Here is a 15,884-nt window from a genome sequence, read left to right on the forward strand (position 1 = left end):
GCATGGCAAAATTAAAATCAACATTACCCAATATGCTCCTTTCGCTAACAGGTATTTGCTTGGTAGCGGGGGCGATCCTGGCCGGAGTGAACCAGTTTACCGCCGGCCCTATAGCGGTGGCCAAAGCGACCGCCTTGGAGGAAGCGATTAAGGCCGTTGCTCCCGAGTTCGACAACAAACCGACCGAGGACGCTTATATGGCAGTCTCCTCCGAAGGCGATTCCCTCAAGATCTATCCCGCCAAGAAAGACGGGCAAGTCGTAGGTGGAGCCGTAGAGAGTAACACGAAAAAAGGCTTCAGCGGCGAGATCCGTGTTATCGTAGGTTTCGATATAGATGGTAAGATCTTGAACTATTCCGTCTTGCAGCACGCCGAGACTCCGGGCTTGGGTTCTAAGATGGAAGAATGGTTCCGGGCAGACAGGAACAAGCAGAACGTCTTAGGACGCACGGTTCCGGACGGAGGCTTGAAAGTGACAAAAGATGGTGGCGACGTAGACGCTATCACGGCGGCGACAATCTCCAGCCGTGCGTTTCTCGATGCCGTGAACCGTGCGTATAGCGCATTCTCCGGCGTAGACGGGCTAACGGAGGCCACTTCAACTGATAACAAATAAAAAGGGAGGACAGAGCAATGAGTAATCTAAAAATATTGATGAATGGTATCATCACGGAGAACCCGACATTTGTATTACTGTTAGGTATGTGTCCGACCTTGGGTACGACCTCTTCAGCGATCAACGGCATGAGCATGGGACTGGCTACGATGTTCGTGTTGGTTTGCTCGAATATCGTGATCTCGGCCTTGAAAAACGTAATACCGGACTTGGTGCGTATACCGGGATATATCGTCGTGATAGCGACGTTCGTGACCGTGGTGCAGATGTGCATGGAAGCGTTCGTGCCGGCTTTATACGCCAGCCTGGGATTATTCATCCCGCTGATCGTGGTAAACTGTATCGTGCTAGGGCGTGCCGAGGCTTTCGCCGCAAAGAATGGCATAATCCCTTCCGCTTTCGATGGAATAGGTATCGGGCTTGGCTTCACGATGGCTCTTACGCTGCTGGGCGCTTGCCGCGAGTTCTTGGGAACAGGCAAGTTATTCAGCATAACCTTGATGCCCGAGGAATACGGATCGCTGATCTTCGTATTGGCTCCGGGAGCGTTTATCGCCTTGGGGTATCTGGTAGCAATAGTAAACAAATTGCGTAAAGCATAATAAACGGATCATATGGAATATATACTGATATTTATCGCCGCCGTATTCGTTAATAACGTTGTACTGGCACAGTTCTTGGGAATTTGTCCGTTCTTGGGAGTATCCAAGAAAGTGGAGACAGCCGCGGGTATGGGAGCCGCCGTTACGTTCGTGCTTACGATCGCCACGATTGTCACCTTCCTCGTGCAAAAATATATATTAGACGCTTTCGGGCTAGGGTTCATGCAGACGATCAGTTTCATCTTGATCATCGCCGCCTTGGTGCAGATGGTGGAAATCATATTGAAGAAGGTATCTCCCGCCCTTTACCAGGCGTTGGGCGTATTCCTTCCGTTGATCACCACGAACTGCTGTATCTTGGGTGTAGCGATCCTTGTAATCCAAAAAGAGTATAATTTATTAGAATCCGTGGTATACGCGATCTCAACCGCTATTGGATTTGCGCTGGCTTTGATTATCTTCGCGGGTATTCGGGAACAACTAGCCATGACACACGTTCCGGAAGGCATGAAGGGTACCCCGATCGCCTTGATCACGGCAGGTTTGCTGGCTATGGCTTTTATGGGATTCTCGGGTATCGTATAAACTTATCTAAATGAACACTAGAATGGGAAAGAAGATCTTAGTAGCGGGCGGAACCGGTTATATCGGCTCACACACCACAGTAGAATTGCAGAACGCCGGATATGAGGTAATCATTATCGACGATTTGTCAAACTCGAATATCGAGGTGCTCGATGGTATCGAGAAAATCACGGGCATCCGTCCGGAGTTTATCCAATTGGATTTAAAGGATAAGGAAGGTACCCGCAAGGCCTTGGAAGCCCATCCGGGCATCAAGGGCATTATCTTGTTCGCCGCTAGCAAGGCGGTGGGTGAGTCCGTACAACAGCCCTTGAAGTATTATCGCAACAATATCGTCACGTTGGTGAACCTGTTGGAGATGATGCCGGAGTTCAATATCGAAGGTATCGTGTTCTCTTCCTCTTGCACGGTATACGGGCAACCGGACCCGGAGAACCTGCCGGTGACCGAGAACGCCCCGATCAAGCCGGCGATGTCGCCCTATGGCAACACGAAGCAGATCAACGAGGAGATCATCCGGGATACGATCCATGCCGGAGCGCCTTTCAAGAGCGTTATCTTACGTTACTTCAACCCGATAGGCGCTCATCCCAGCGCAGAGATCGGCGAGTTGCCTAATGGAGTTCCCCAGAACCTGATCCCGTACTTGACACAGACCGCTATCGGTATCCGTAAGGAACTGAGTGTATTCGGCGATGATTACGATACTCCCGACGGTTCTTGCATCCGCGACTATATCAATGTGGTAGACTTGGCGAAAGCGCATGTAATCGCCATGGATCGCATGCTTGAGAATAAGTCTGACGAGCGTATCGAGATATTCAACCTTGGCACGGGCAACGGGGTCTCTGTCCTTGAACTGATCAACACGTTCGAGCAGACAACGGGTGTTAAGGTTCCGCACAAGATCGTAGGCCGTCGTGAGGGTGATATCGAGAAGGTATGGGCCAATCCGGAGCATGCAAATAAGGTATTGGGCTGGACGGCTAAGGAATCCTTGGCCGACACGTTGCAATCTGCCTGGAACTGGCAGAAACGCCTGAGAGAACGGGGCATCCAATAAGACACGACATAAGGGGTATCCGGCGAAAACGTTTGATTCGAAACCGGGTATCCCTTTTCAAGAAAAAGCCATAGTATTCCTCCAAAAGAGGGTTACTATGGCTTTTTTAGGCTCGCAAGGCTAGATGTGCCTACCGGTTACTACTTTTCAGGAAACGTACTTAGTCTTGACACATCCCCTTTCCTATATCCGATAAGTATTTCTCCAAGATCTCACAGAGCTTCCCGAAATCGATCGGCTTAGCGATATGTCCGTTCATCCCGGATTCCTTGCTTTTCTTGATATCTTCAGCGAACGCATTGGCAGACATGGCTATTATCGGTATGGATTTTGCATCCGGACGCTCCAATGCCCGGATATGCCGAGTAGAGTCGTACCCGTTCATAACCGGCATCTGGATATCCATGAACACCAAGTCGTAATACCCCGGACTGGAGTCTCTCAGCATATTTACCGCAATAAGGCCATTTTCCGCTGTCTCTATCGATGCTCCGGTCTCTTCCAGCAATACGGTCGCTATCTCCCTATTCAAGCTATTGTCTTCCACCAGCAAGATTCGTTTCCCCACAAAGTTGCCGAAAGGATACTGAGGCTTCTCCGTCTCTTCCTCCTTTTTATCCTGCTTGACGGCGAGACTTTTCATCAGATAAAACAACTTGGATTTCATCAATGGCTTGCTGATGAACCCATCAATACCGACCCGCTCGGCGATCTCGTCAAATCCCGGACAGTCATAGGCAGAAAGGATAATGATCGGGACATCCCGGCCCACTACCTTCCTGATACGGGTAGCGGTCTCGATACCATCTATCCCCGGCATTATCAGATCTAGGATAACGGCGAAATAACTCTCATCCCTATCCCGGGCCACCTCTATCTTCCTGAGCGCTTCCTCGCCCGAGAGAGCATACTCGCCTTTCATACCGATCTCGTTGATCCGGATGCAAGCGTTCTCGCAACATACGATATCATCATCTACCACGAGTACGGGCAGGTCCCACAGATGATTATCCTCGAAGCATTCCTGCTCCTGGAATTTCAGTTGCATGGTAAACGTAAAGACGGAACCTTTGCCATACTCGCTCTCCACGAGGATCTCTCCATTCATCATGTGGGCGATATTACGGCTTATCGCCATGCCTAACCCGGTTCCCTGTATATTCTGCCGGATCGCATCTTCCGCACGCTCAAAAGGTTCGAACACCCTGTGCAAGAAATCCGGCTTCATCCCGATACCATTATCTATGACCATGATCTCAAACAGGCCGTAATTTCCTTTCCTGACAGGTTTCTCTCTTATCTCGAGCGTTATTTTCCCATGCTCCGGCGTATATTTTATGGCGTTCGACAACAGGTTCAGCAGCACTTGCTGGATACGTTGCACGTCGCCTATCAATTTCTCATGCTCTACCTGAAACAAGTGAACCCTGAAATCCTGGGATTTCTGGCTGACCGAAGCCTGAACCATAGCGATCACGCTCTGCAATAACTCCCCTAGCTCAAACTCCTCGTCGGTCAGCAGGATACGTTTGCTCTCGATCTTGGACATATCTAAGACCTCGTTGATCAAGCCCAACAACAGCTTGGAAGAAACCGTGATTTTCTTCAAGCAATCCGCTACCCGCTCCCGGTCTTCAACATGCATGCTGGCGATAGTGGTCATACCGATGATGGCATTCATCGGGGTACGTATGTCGTGGCTCATCCGGGATAAGAAATCCAACTTTGCCTGGTTCGCCGCTTTCGCCACTTGCAGGGCATCCTGAAGCAATTGCTTCTGCCTCTCCTCCTCACGTACCTCCATGATATCGGTCCGGGTCAGAAGGAGTATGTTCCTCTCTTTATCGAAATAACTAAAGCGCAACTTTTTGTCCCTGAAAACGCCATTCTCCTTCACTTGGCAAAACAAGACGTATTCACGGGAGTCTCGCAAGACTGACAACACGTGGTCGATAGACAGGTTCCGGGTCAATTCTTCCCGCTGTTCCTCCGGCACGTATTTCTGATGGAACTCGGCCACCTCTTTCTCGTAATCATTGCTCGCTACGGGAGGGACCGGCGTCCCGCTTTCCCGGTTGGAGGTATACATGACATAGCTATTCGTGTTTGCCTCTATATAAACGACATAATCATACTCAGTCTGGACAGCGGTCTCTACGATCTGCGCTTTGCGGTAATTATTCACATAACGGCTGGAAAGGATGACACGGTCCGGAATCCCATTCGCATCCTCCGATATATGGATGAAAGCCTCATGCCATTCAAAACCAAACAGGTCGTTGCAAAAACGCATGTCGAATTTCTTGTCTCTCACACCTGTAGCCGCCATTTTCCTCAACGAGCCTAGAGACAGTATCTCCTCCCATTTCTCCAAGTCCGCCGGATATACATATTCCCGGACGTAGGTCTGGCTAAGCTCGGAATAAACCAAGCATTGCCCTTCCTTCTCCGGATTCATCGAGTCTCTGACGATCTCAACCTTATCCTTACTTAACGTGATGACCCAAAGCGTATCGATAAACTCGTTTACACCACAGAGCAATTCTTCAAAGTTTAAACTAGTATTCGTCATTTCCTATATAGATTTTATCCTCCTCTCCGACTTCCGGACCATCCGGTCAAAACATCGTTTGATTTACAAAGGTACAATTTATTCCGCATATCCACGCATCTATGCCGCTAAAACGAAAAAGGGGCATAATCCTCACAGATCATGCCCCTTAACTTAAATCCATATCTTGATATAATAATACCTAATCCAATTTATGGATCACCAAGCCGGAACGGAGCTTCGGCTCGAACCAAGTCGTCTTCGGAGGCATTATATTGCCCGTATCGGCAATATCCATCAATTGCTTCATCGTAACCGGATACAAGGCCAAGGCCAGTTTCATCTCGCCGCTATCCACACGGTGTTTCAACTCGCCCAAGCCGCGGATACCACCCACGAAATCGATCCGCTTGTCCGAACGCAGATCCTTAATGCCCAAGATCTCGTCTAAGATCAAGTTCGAGGAGATCGTGACATCCAGTACACCTATCGGGTCATTATCGTCGTACGTGCCGGGACGGGCTGTCAAGGAATACCATTTTTCTCCTAGATAAAGGGAGAAATTATGCAAGGCATCCGGCTTGTATATATCGGCGCCCTTCTCCTCTACCACGAAGTTTTTCTCCAGTCTCTCCAAGAACTGTTCCTCGGTCAGGCCGTTCAGGTCTTTTACCACACGGTTATAATCAATGATGGTCAATTGGTTGGCCGGGAAGCAAACAGCCATGAAATAGTTGTACTCCTCATCTCCCTTATGATCCGGGTTCTGGCTTGCCTTCTCCGCGCCTACCAAAGCGGCGGCAGCAGAACGGTGATGCCCGTCGGCGATATACAATGCCGGCATCTCCCCGAACAACTCCGTGACACGGGCGATGTCCTCGTCTTCATCGATGATCCAGAAGGTATGGCCGAAACCATCCGGCTTGGCCACGAAATCGTATTCCGGCTCACGAGCCGTATATTTCATCACGATAGCGTCTAGCTCGGGATTGTCGGGATAGGCGAAGAAAACCGGTTCGATATTAGCGTTGTTGACACGCACGTGCCTCATGCGATCTTCTTCCTTGTCACGGCGGGTCAACTCATGTTTCTTGATCGTACCGTTCATATAATCGGGAACATAAGCCCCGACCACCAAGCCGTATTGAGTCTTACCGTTCATCGTCTGGGCATAGACATAATAATATTCTTTAGGGTCTTGAACCAGCCAACCTTTCTCCTGGAAATCCTTGAAATTGGCGGCGGCCTTCAAGTAGACAGCCGGGTCGTGCTCGTCCGTTCCTTCCGGGAAATCGATTTCCGGCTTAATGATGTGGTAAAGGGATTTCTCGTTTCCCTCCGCTTCCTCACGGGCCTCTTGTGAATTCAATACGTCGTATGGGCGGGAGGCTACCTCCTCGATAAATTCTTTGGGAGGACGAACTCCTTTGAAGGGTTTTATTTTTGCCATGGTATTTAAATCTAATTGGTTTATATATCGATGTAGAGACGGGGCATACCCCGTCTCCCACCAGCTGATAGTAATTTAAAATACTATTTTGATAAAATGAGATTAGTTTGATAAGATGAGACGAGGCGTTCCCCGTCTCTACAGCCGGATATTTTTATTTATTAACTCGATACTTTTCATTGCCGTTCACCAAGAAATCCACGATCTGCTTGGCGGCTGCGATACCGGCGTTGATATTCGCCTCGGCTGTCTGGGCCCCCATCTTTTTCGGGGTACTGAAATAACGGCCGGCGTATTTCTCCACCAATTCCGCATGGATAGCGGGCATGATATCTGTCAGGTACTTGAAGTCCGGACGCTCTTCCAGCATCTTCACGATGCCTGCCTCATCCATTACCTCCTTACGGGCCGTATTCACTACGATAGCACCTTTCGGCATAGAATTCATCAACTCGAAGTTGATAGAACCCTTGGTCTCGGCCGTAGCCGGGATATGCAAGGAGACGATTTGGCAAGCCTTGAACAAATCGGCTGTAGAAGCCACCGCCTTCACGCCGTCAGCCTCGATCACGGATGCCGGGCAGAACGCATCGTAAGCGTAGACCTCCATACCGAAGCCTTTAGCGATACGAGCCACGTTACGGCCCACGTTGCCATAAGCCAATATACCTAATTTCTTTCCTTTCAGTTCCGTGCCGGAAGTACCGTTATAGAAATTACGGACTCCGTACACCAACATCCCGAATACCAACTCAGCGACAGCGTTAGAGTTCTGTCCCGGCGTGTTCATCACGCATACCTTATGGGCGGTAGCCGCTTCTAAGTCTACGTTATCATAACCTGCCCCGGCACGAACCACGATCTTCAGATTCTTGGCGGCATCCAACACCTCCGCATCTACCTTATCGCTACGGATGATCACGGCATCGGCATCCTTTACAGCGTCAAGCAATTGAGCCTTCTCCGTATATTTCTCTAAAAGGGCCAGCTCCATGCCGGCGGCTTCCACTACCTCACGGATACCTTTCACGGCAACCGCAGCGAAAGGCTTTTCTGTTGCTACTAATATCTTTGCCATAAAATTATCAATCTATATTCTTGATCTATGAGTCATGACTCACGAACAATATCACGGTCATACCCCGGGATCAGAAATCATGACCCATAAATCAGAAATGAATTATTAATGTTGTTTCTCGAACTCTCTCATACAAGCGACCAAGGCCTCTACGCTACTCTTCGGCATAGCATTATAAAGAGACGCACGGAATCCTCCCACGGAACGGTGACCTTTGATACCTACCATACCGGCGGCGGCGGCGTACTTGCTGAACTCATCCTCCAGCTCCTTATACTCTTCATTCATCACGAAGCAAACGTTCATGATAGAGCGGTCTTCCACGGCAGCCGTTCCGCAGAACAACTTATTGCGGTCGATCTCATCATAAAGTATGGTAGCGTTCTCCACGTCTTTCTTCTCCATAGCGGCGATACCTCCTTGCTCCTTGTACCATTTCAACGTCTGCAACGCAGCGTAAATCGGCAACACGGGAGGTGTGTTGAACATGGAGTCTTTGTCGATATGCGTTTTATAGTTCAGCATCGTGGGAATCGGACGGTCTACATGGCCCAAGGCATCCACACGCACGATCGCCAAGGTAACGCCCGCCGGAGCCAAGTTCTTTTGTGCCCCCGCATAGATCAGGTCGTATTTAGACACGTCTATCGGACGGGAGAATATGTCGGATGACATATCGCATACCAAGCGTTGCTTCACGTCCGGGTCTTTACGGGTCTCGGTACCGTAAATCGTGTTGTTAGACGTATAATGGAAATAATCCGCATCGTCGGCGATCGCATAGCCTTTCGGGATATAGGAATAGTTCTTATCTTTCGAAGAAGCTACAACCTCCACCTCTCCGAACAACTTAGCTTCCTTAATAGCCTTGGATGCCCATGTACCGGTATCCAGATAAGAAGCCTTCTTGTTCAGTAAATTATAGGGAGCCATGCAGAACTGCATACTGGCGCCACCACCTAGGAAAACGACTTCATAGCCTGCCGGAACATCCAGTAATTCCTTGATCAACGCACGTGCCTCGTCGTTTACGGCTACAAACTCCTTACTTCTATGAGAGATCTCAAGAAGTGATAACCCCATACCCGCAAAATTTTCTACCGCAGCAGCCGTATTCTTAATCGTATACTCGCTCAGGATAGAAGGACCTGCATAAAAATTGTGCTTCTTCATACCAATGTCTTTTTAGAATGTTATTATAAATAAAGTAACTACTTTCTCAAAAATAGGCGGCTAAAGTAATCAATTAATTGAAAATTGAAAACTAAAAAAACGAAATTATTATCATAAAGATGACATTTCGCCCCATTTTATTACTTTCCTCCACCTTTTCCGGCTTTCAATTATCAAATTTCAAATCCTAGAATCGTTCTCCCCAAAGGTGTCTCATCTGGTCGACCAGCTTGCGCTCGGCCGGATTTTCCTGTCCTTTCCACAAACGCTCGTTCAATATTTCTTTCGGAAGGTACTCCTGCCTTACGAAATGGTTCTCGTAATCGTGCGCATACTTGTATTCCTTACCATAATCCAACTCTGCCATCAACCGGGTCGGCGCATTGCGTAAATGCAGTGGCACAGGTAGGTTACCTGTCCGGTTAACAAGTTCCAACGCATCGTTGATCGCTTTATAAGCCGAATTACTTTTCGGGCTGCAAGCCAGGTAAACGGTAGTCTCGGCCAAGATGATCCGGCCCTCCGGCCAACCAATCTTCTTCAAAGAGTCGAAACAGGCGTTCGCCAACAAAAGCGCGTTCGGGTTCGCCAACCCGATATCTTCCGAGGCAGAGATCACCAACCGCCGTGCGATAAACTCAGGGTCTTCTCCACCGGCCACCATCCGGGCAAGCCAATAGATAGCACCATCGGGATCGCTTCCCCGGATCGATTTGATAAAAGCAGAGATGATATCGTAATGCATCTCTCCTCCCTTATCATAAGCCGCGGGATTCTCTTGCAATCGTTCTACCACTTTCGCATCCGTAATCTCTATATCGCCAACTTCTTCCGCAGCTACTACCAGCTCCAGTATATTCAACAACTTCCTAGCATCACCCCCGGAATAACGCAACATGGCATCGCTCTCCGTCAACTTGATGTTTTTCTCTTTCAGGATAACGTCCTCCGCAATCGCCTTGCGCAATAGCGTGAGCAGGTCTTCCTTATCCAACGATTTCAATACATACACCTGGCAACGGGATAATAATGGACGGATCACCTCGAACGAGGGATTTTCCGTTGTCGCCCCGATCAGTGTCACGACTCCCGTCTCTACGGCGTTCAGCAACGAATCTTGCTGCGACTTACTGAAGCGGTGTATCTCATCAATAAACAATATCGGCGATACCGTATTGAAGAAGTGGTTACTCTTGGCCTTTTCTATCACGTCTCGCACGTCTTTCACGCCTGAACTGATCGCACTTAACGTATAAAAGGGCGCATCCAACTTATTCGCTATGATTTGCGCCAGGGTGGTCTTCCCCACTCCCGGAGGCCCCCACAATATAAAAGAAGGGACTCGTCCCGCATCAATCATCTTCCTCAACACGGCTCCTTGACCTACAAGGTGCTTCTGTCCGATATAATCATCCAACGTCTTCGGACGTAATCTTTCTGCTAATGGCTGACTCATCATGGAAGCAAAAGTCGGATATTTTATTTACTTTTCAAAGGATAAGCGAAGAAATTTATCCGGCAAAAAGGATGTTAAGCAACAGAAATTTACGTCAAAATGAAAGAACAATCCTTTGCGATACGCCAGCTAACCCGCATATACATGACATTTTGATAATACCATCTCCTAGCATTCCGTATTTATCCCAGCCTTTTCATCCAGAACTTTTAACGATTTCTTTCCGGCTGCTCCTCCTTTCCTTCCTATGGAAGCGACCTTCCACCATCCGCTGGACGGTCATCTACCAACTAGTGGATGATTTTCCTACGGATGGTGGTGATCTACGCTTCCTTATAAAATCGACAAAACGACTTGAGGAAACCGGTTGAAGCAGCAACAGAAATGATAAGATACAGGGATAAAAAAAGGATGCCTCTCCGTAAAAAGAGAAGCATCCCTATACATTATATTATATATGCCAGATTAGTTAGCTCCACCGGCCCACCATACCTTATCGCTATAGATATAATATCCATCGCCATAAGCTTCCTTGATGTTCGGGTTGCCCAGCACGGCGCTGTTAGCGTAAGGCAAACGATACGGGAAACGGTTGATGCCGCTTTGCGTATTGTTCGGGTTGGTCAGGTTAATGTAAGACTCTCCCATAGCCTCCAAACGGCGAAGGTCATTATAAGTCTCTACCTGCTCGTCTACACATTGAGCCACATATTTCTGCTCAAACAACGTCTTCAAGGTCGGAGTACCTAGCGACTCCGCAAAGGTAGCCGCATCTGCGCTACCGTCTTCGCCGAAGAAGCTATAAATATCCGATATGGAAGACTTCACCGCTGTTTGGAAAGCCTCCGTAGCATCTTCTCCGCTACGCAGTTGTGTCTCGGCCAAGATGAAATAAAGCTCTGACTCGCTAAACAAATGGATAGGTTGAGAACCTAACATAAGCCACTCGGGAAACGCATAATACGGCTCACCCGTGGAGGAGTTATAAAGTACCGTAAGCTGAGAAATTTCAGTGTCGCCCGGATTGTAAGCCTCTCCAAGGTCGTAGGTGTAAAAGCCCAGACGAGGGTCATTATTCGCTTTCATCAAATTAGCCACAGTGTTGGATGACAGAGTATAACTACGGCTCATGAAGAACGCATACCAAGGGTTATCGCAAGTCACTCCGTTAAACTCGCGGATAGAAGCTCCCTTGAATCCTAGCTCTACAGCTTTCTGTGCGGCAGCCTTAACATCTTTCAATACCTCCGGCTCGACAGCCAACTTATGCAACAAATAACGAGCTTTCAAACTATAGGCAAACGCCTTCCACTGATTCAAGTCGCCATTGAACACGATATCCTGATTCTGTACGGATGCTAAGTCCGCTCCTTTATCCAGATTCTCGATAGCGCTATCCAACGTAGCCAAGATACCGGCATAGACATCCTTCTGAGAGTCTAGCTTCGGCTGCAAATTCTCCAGTCCCTTCAAAGCTTCGCTGTAAGGGATATCACCGTGCATATCGGTCAGGATACCAAAGTTCAACGCCTCCAATATCTGGGCGATACCCAGCAAATCGTACTGGCCGATGTTTCCCGGTACCTCATTCTCAATCTTCGAGATGATCTGGCGAATGTTGTTCAAGTTTCCGTAAACCGAGTTCCAAGTATTGTTGAATGTCGTAGAAGCAGCCCACTCGATCGGGTCGCGTAGCTCCGCTTTCATCAACTGGTTGTTGCCGACACCGATCTCTTGCTCCGTCAACGAAGATATATAGAAGGAATAATCTCCGGAGACAGCGCTATACCCCGTATTCATGATAGCCTCGCTTAATTGCAGGTAAGCCGGTACATTATCCGGGGCCGGATGCTCGTTATCTTTATTGATAGTGTCTAATGTATCTTCTGAACAAGCCGAGAAACCCAAAAGAGCCACCGACAAGGCAATGAATATATTTTTCTTCTTCATAATTGAAATCTATCTATTATAACATGTTTAGAAAGTTAATGTAAGGCCAGCGCCGTAGCTAGAGGTATTCGGGATAGAGAAACGCTCGAAATAACCACTCATGTTGTTGTTACCTTGAGACGATTCCGGGTCGAAGTTAGGCAAAGCGGACCAGATCAAAATATTACGTGCAAAACCATATACAGAAACGTCTACGCCGGCGATCTTCGGTAATTGATAAGTCAACGTCAAATCACGCAATTTCACGAACGACGTGCTATAAATACCAGACTCCGTCACGTTATAGTAAGCCATATAGTAATCCTGCTTGCTTACCTCAACCTCGTTTCTCTCGCCAGTTGCCTCATCGATACCGTCTACCACCATCGTTCCCTCGTGGTAAGGCAAAGATTCCTTAGTAGCACCAAAGTAGTTCATGGTCATGTTCGTACCGTGGTACATTTTACCTCCTTGCTGCCAGCTCCAAGTAGTAGACAATGAGAGTCGTTTATAACGGCCTCCCAAGTTGATACCTGTCGTGAAATCCGGAGAGCAAGCACCTAGGTCGCGGCTATCGCCCGTACCTTGGGGCAGACCGTTCATCAACAATAAGTTGCCAGCATCATCACGCTTGAAGGCTATACCATAGATATTCGGATAAGTAGTTCCCGCCTGCGCACGTACCTGCGGCTCAACGAAACCACCCAACATAATAGACTCAACACCCGGAGCCAACTCTATTACCTCGTTCTTGATGCGAGTGAGGTTGATACCCAAGGTCAAATCGAAATCTTTCGATTGCAGGATAGCGGCGTTGATCGATAACTCGTGGGATTGCGTACGCATCTTACCTGCGTTCGTCAACATTTCCTGATAACCCGTAGATCCGTCCATCGGAACAGCGAAGATCTGGTCTGTCACGTTCTGCAAGCTATAGGTATATTCCACTTTCAAACGGTTGTTGAAGAAATAAAGATCCGTACCGGCCTCCCAGTTTGAGGTATTCTGAGGCTTCAAGTCATCATCGTACACCCGGTAATAGGGAACAAAAGTAGATATACCGCTAGGCAACGGATAAGATACAGGCGTATACCCGTAGAAACCACCGCCATAAGAAGGTGTATAATAGTAATTCTGATAATAAGAACCAGCTTGTCCTACCTGAGCGAAAGAACCGCGCAACTTACCGTAGCTCAACACGTTGTTGCCTTGAAAAGCAGGTAACTGAGTAAATTCCCATCCCAATGATACAGAAGGATAGAAGAAGCTGCGGCTACCGCGGGGCATCGTTGATACGTAGTCGTTACGTCCGGTCACGGTAAGATACAACTGATCTCTCCAAGAAGCGGATATACTACCGAAGAAACCAACGGTACGCTCTTGACGAGTGTATTCGCTAGCGGTCAAAGAGGTAGAGTTTCCGATCGTAGGGAAGCCAGAGAAGTTAAAATTACTACCGTAATAGTCCCAGTTACGGATATTCTCGTGGTTAACCTCGTTTCCTAAAATCACGTTCAAGCCCCACTCCTCATCGTAACCGAAACGACCATCGAAGTTGATGGTAAACAAGTTATTGAACACATTATGCTGCGTACCGTAATTCCTGATGTCGCCATTTTGAAGCGAGGAGGTACTACCCACCTCGTGAATATCCCGGTAATCGGAAGTCCACAAGTCCAAACCTGCCTGCTCGCGGAACTTCAAGGTCATATTGTCTCCCCAGTTCAACTTCGGCTGGAACTCGGCATAAGCATTACCAAACATACGGTTGGTATGTTGGCTATACTCGTTATTCTCAGACCACCAATAAGGATTCACGAAGCTCAAGCTACGGAACAGGATTTGCTGCGTGACATCTCCCGGCACGTGGCTAGGTATGCCTTTCAGGTCATACTCGCCCGGAGCGGAGTAAACCACGTTCATGATACCATCGTTGGCTCCCGGAGCAGAAGTGATCTTGCTAGAAGAGTAGTTTGCGGAAAAACCAGTCGTCCATTGATCATTGATCTTCCAGTCTACCAAACCGCGAGCTCCCCAACGATCCATACCCGTCGAAGGAATGATACCATCTTGATGCGAGTTATTAACACCGAACGAATAGTTGACACCATTAACACTCTGAGAGATATTCACGTTCGTATTCTCTGTGAAGCCTGTACCAAGGAAATCGCCTACGTTATCATAAATCTGCGGTGTAGTCCAAGGATCTAGCCCAGCTTGCGCACGCTGCGGGTTGTAATATTTACCCGACTGCATGCCATACTGCCGCGTATAATCATTATCTACATTTCCACCATATTTGGAGTCGTTAGGCAGATCGGTGATCTTGGGTCCCCACGTCATAGAGGAAGTTGGATTATAGGCATCGACACCATCACCTTGCGCATAGATATTCTGGCGCTCAAATTTACGAGACACACGCTGCGCGCTCAAGTTCGTAGAAACCGTGACAGTCGGACGGCCTTGCGCATTCTTCGAGCCACGTTTTGTCGTGATAACGATCACACCATTAGACGCACGGATACCATAGAGAGCGGAAGCCGCCTGACCTTTCAATACGTTGATTGATTCTATATCTTCCGGATTGATATCGATACTACGATCTGAGTAATTCGCACCACTCACGGAATTACCCGTATCAAAATCGGCAGAAGTATTGATAGGCATACCATCTACCACATATAGAGGTTGGTTATTACCATCGAAAGAACGAGCACCACGAATAACAATTTGTGAGGAAGCACCCGGGGCACCGGAAGATTGACGAACATCCACACCTGTCAATTTACCTTGAATCGCATTCGCTAAAGAAGTTGTTCCACTTTTACTTAATTGGTCTGATTTCAAATCTTGAGCCGCATAACCCAATGCCTTACGATCACGCTTGATACCCATGGCGGTTACCACAACCTCGTCCAGATTCTGGGTATCGCTCTTTAACACAACATTCAATGTCGGCGCAACCCCGACTTCTTGCGATTTCATACCGATATATGAAATCACCAATTGCTTGCCGTTCGAAGGGACATCCAGTAAAAAATTACCATCAAAGTCTGTTACCGTACCCACGTTCGTCCCTTTTACGATAATAGAGGCGCCGATCACCGGCTCACCATCTTCTCCGATTACCTTACCAGTAACCTTCGAAGTCTGTGCTGAAACCACACCTGCGCTTAACGCAAGAAATAGTAACACAGAAGTCAACTTTTTCTTCATAAACACACTTATTTATTAACTATACACTAAAAATGCTCTTCTATACCTGGAAGATTTGCCAGACAGAGTTCCCGCAGAACTCTCCATACCTTCTAGTGTTTACTTGCTATAAGATATTCCGACGCAATAAGGGTATAACATTTGCTTCAACATCAGTGGAATTT

The 15,884-nt window shown here is 48.0% G+C and carries 12 protein-coding genes; 5 read left to right on the top strand and 7 right to left on the bottom strand.

Annotated elements, in window-relative coordinates; all coding sequences use genetic code 11:
* Window positions 1-2: 2 nt before the first annotated feature.
* Genes Q0110_RS01550 through galE form a run of 4 tightly spaced genes read left to right on the top strand, consistent with a single transcriptional unit; the run spans window position 3 to window position 2,867 of the window.
* Window positions 3-617 (top strand): RnfABCDGE type electron transport complex subunit G, encoded by a 615-nt coding sequence (locus tag Q0110_RS01550; protein ID WP_297901279.1) that lies wholly within the window; start codon window positions 3-5, stop codon window positions 615-617.
* Window positions 618-634: 17 nt separating this feature from the next.
* Window positions 635-1,219 (top strand): electron transport complex subunit E, encoded by a 585-nt coding sequence (locus tag Q0110_RS01555; RefSeq protein ID WP_297901282.1) that lies wholly within the window; start codon window positions 635-637, stop codon window positions 1,217-1,219.
* Window positions 1,220-1,231: 12 nt separating this feature from the next.
* Entirely contained in the window at window positions 1,232-1,804 is a 573-nt protein-coding gene (rsxA, locus tag Q0110_RS01560) for an electron transport complex subunit RsxA (protein ID WP_005855659.1), read from the top strand.
* Between the two features lie 22 nt (window positions 1,805-1,826).
* Window positions 1,827-2,867: a UDP-glucose 4-epimerase GalE gene (gene galE, locus Q0110_RS01565; RefSeq protein ID WP_297901308.1), complete on the top strand. Its 1,041-nt coding sequence runs from the start codon at window positions 1,827-1,829 to the stop codon at window positions 2,865-2,867.
* 160 nt (window positions 2,868-3,027) lie between these two features.
* Here the strand turns inward: galE and Q0110_RS01570 are convergent, their stop codons facing one another.
* The 5 genes from Q0110_RS01570 to Q0110_RS01590 form a co-directional block, all read right to left on the bottom strand.
* A complete protein-coding gene (locus tag Q0110_RS01570) occupies window positions 3,028-5,439 on the bottom strand; it encodes a response regulator (protein WP_297901311.1) in 2,412 nt (803 codons plus the stop codon).
* Between the two features lie 181 nt (window positions 5,440-5,620).
* Entirely contained in the window at window positions 5,621-6,868 is a 1,248-nt protein-coding gene (locus Q0110_RS01575; RefSeq protein WP_297901314.1) for a DUF1015 domain-containing protein, read from the bottom strand.
* A gap of 154 nt (window positions 6,869-7,022) precedes the next feature.
* Entirely contained in the window at window positions 7,023-7,946 is a 924-nt protein-coding gene (locus tag Q0110_RS01580) for an NAD(P)-dependent oxidoreductase (protein WP_297901316.1), read from the bottom strand.
* Between the two features lie 105 nt (window positions 7,947-8,051).
* Window positions 8,052-9,119 (bottom strand): 3-phosphoserine/phosphohydroxythreonine transaminase, encoded by a 1,068-nt coding sequence (serC, locus tag Q0110_RS01585; RefSeq protein WP_297901319.1) that lies wholly within the window; start codon window positions 9,117-9,119, stop codon window positions 8,052-8,054.
* A gap of 187 nt (window positions 9,120-9,306) precedes the next feature.
* Window positions 9,307-10,575, bottom strand: coding sequence for a replication-associated recombination protein A (locus Q0110_RS01590; protein ID WP_297901370.1), 1,269 nt, complete (start codon window positions 10,573-10,575; stop codon window positions 9,307-9,309).
* Between Q0110_RS01590 and Q0110_RS01595 the strand changes: the two genes are divergently transcribed.
* Window positions 10,563-10,946: a hypothetical protein gene (locus tag Q0110_RS01595; protein WP_297901322.1), complete on the top strand. Its 384-nt coding sequence runs from the start codon at window positions 10,563-10,565 to the stop codon at window positions 10,944-10,946. The genes Q0110_RS01590 and Q0110_RS01595 overlap by 13 nt on opposite strands.
* A gap of 94 nt (window positions 10,947-11,040) precedes the next feature.
* Here the strand turns inward: Q0110_RS01595 and Q0110_RS01600 are convergent, their stop codons facing one another.
* Together Q0110_RS01600 and Q0110_RS01605 are read right to left on the bottom strand one after the other, a co-directional pair.
* The gene (locus Q0110_RS01600) at window positions 11,041-12,525 is read right to left on the bottom strand and encodes a SusD/RagB family nutrient-binding outer membrane lipoprotein (RefSeq protein ID WP_297901325.1); all 1,485 of its coding nucleotides are present in this window, start codon (window positions 12,523-12,525) and stop codon (window positions 11,041-11,043) included.
* 27 nt (window positions 12,526-12,552) lie between these two features.
* A complete protein-coding gene (locus Q0110_RS01605; RefSeq protein ID WP_297901328.1) occupies window positions 12,553-15,720 on the bottom strand; it encodes a SusC/RagA family TonB-linked outer membrane protein in 3,168 nt (1,055 codons plus the stop codon).
* Between the last annotated feature and the right edge of the window lie 164 nt (window positions 15,721-15,884).

Source organism: uncultured Parabacteroides sp., assembly GCF_947855115.1.
GTDB lineage: Bacteria > Bacteroidota > Bacteroidia > Bacteroidales > Tannerellaceae > Parabacteroides.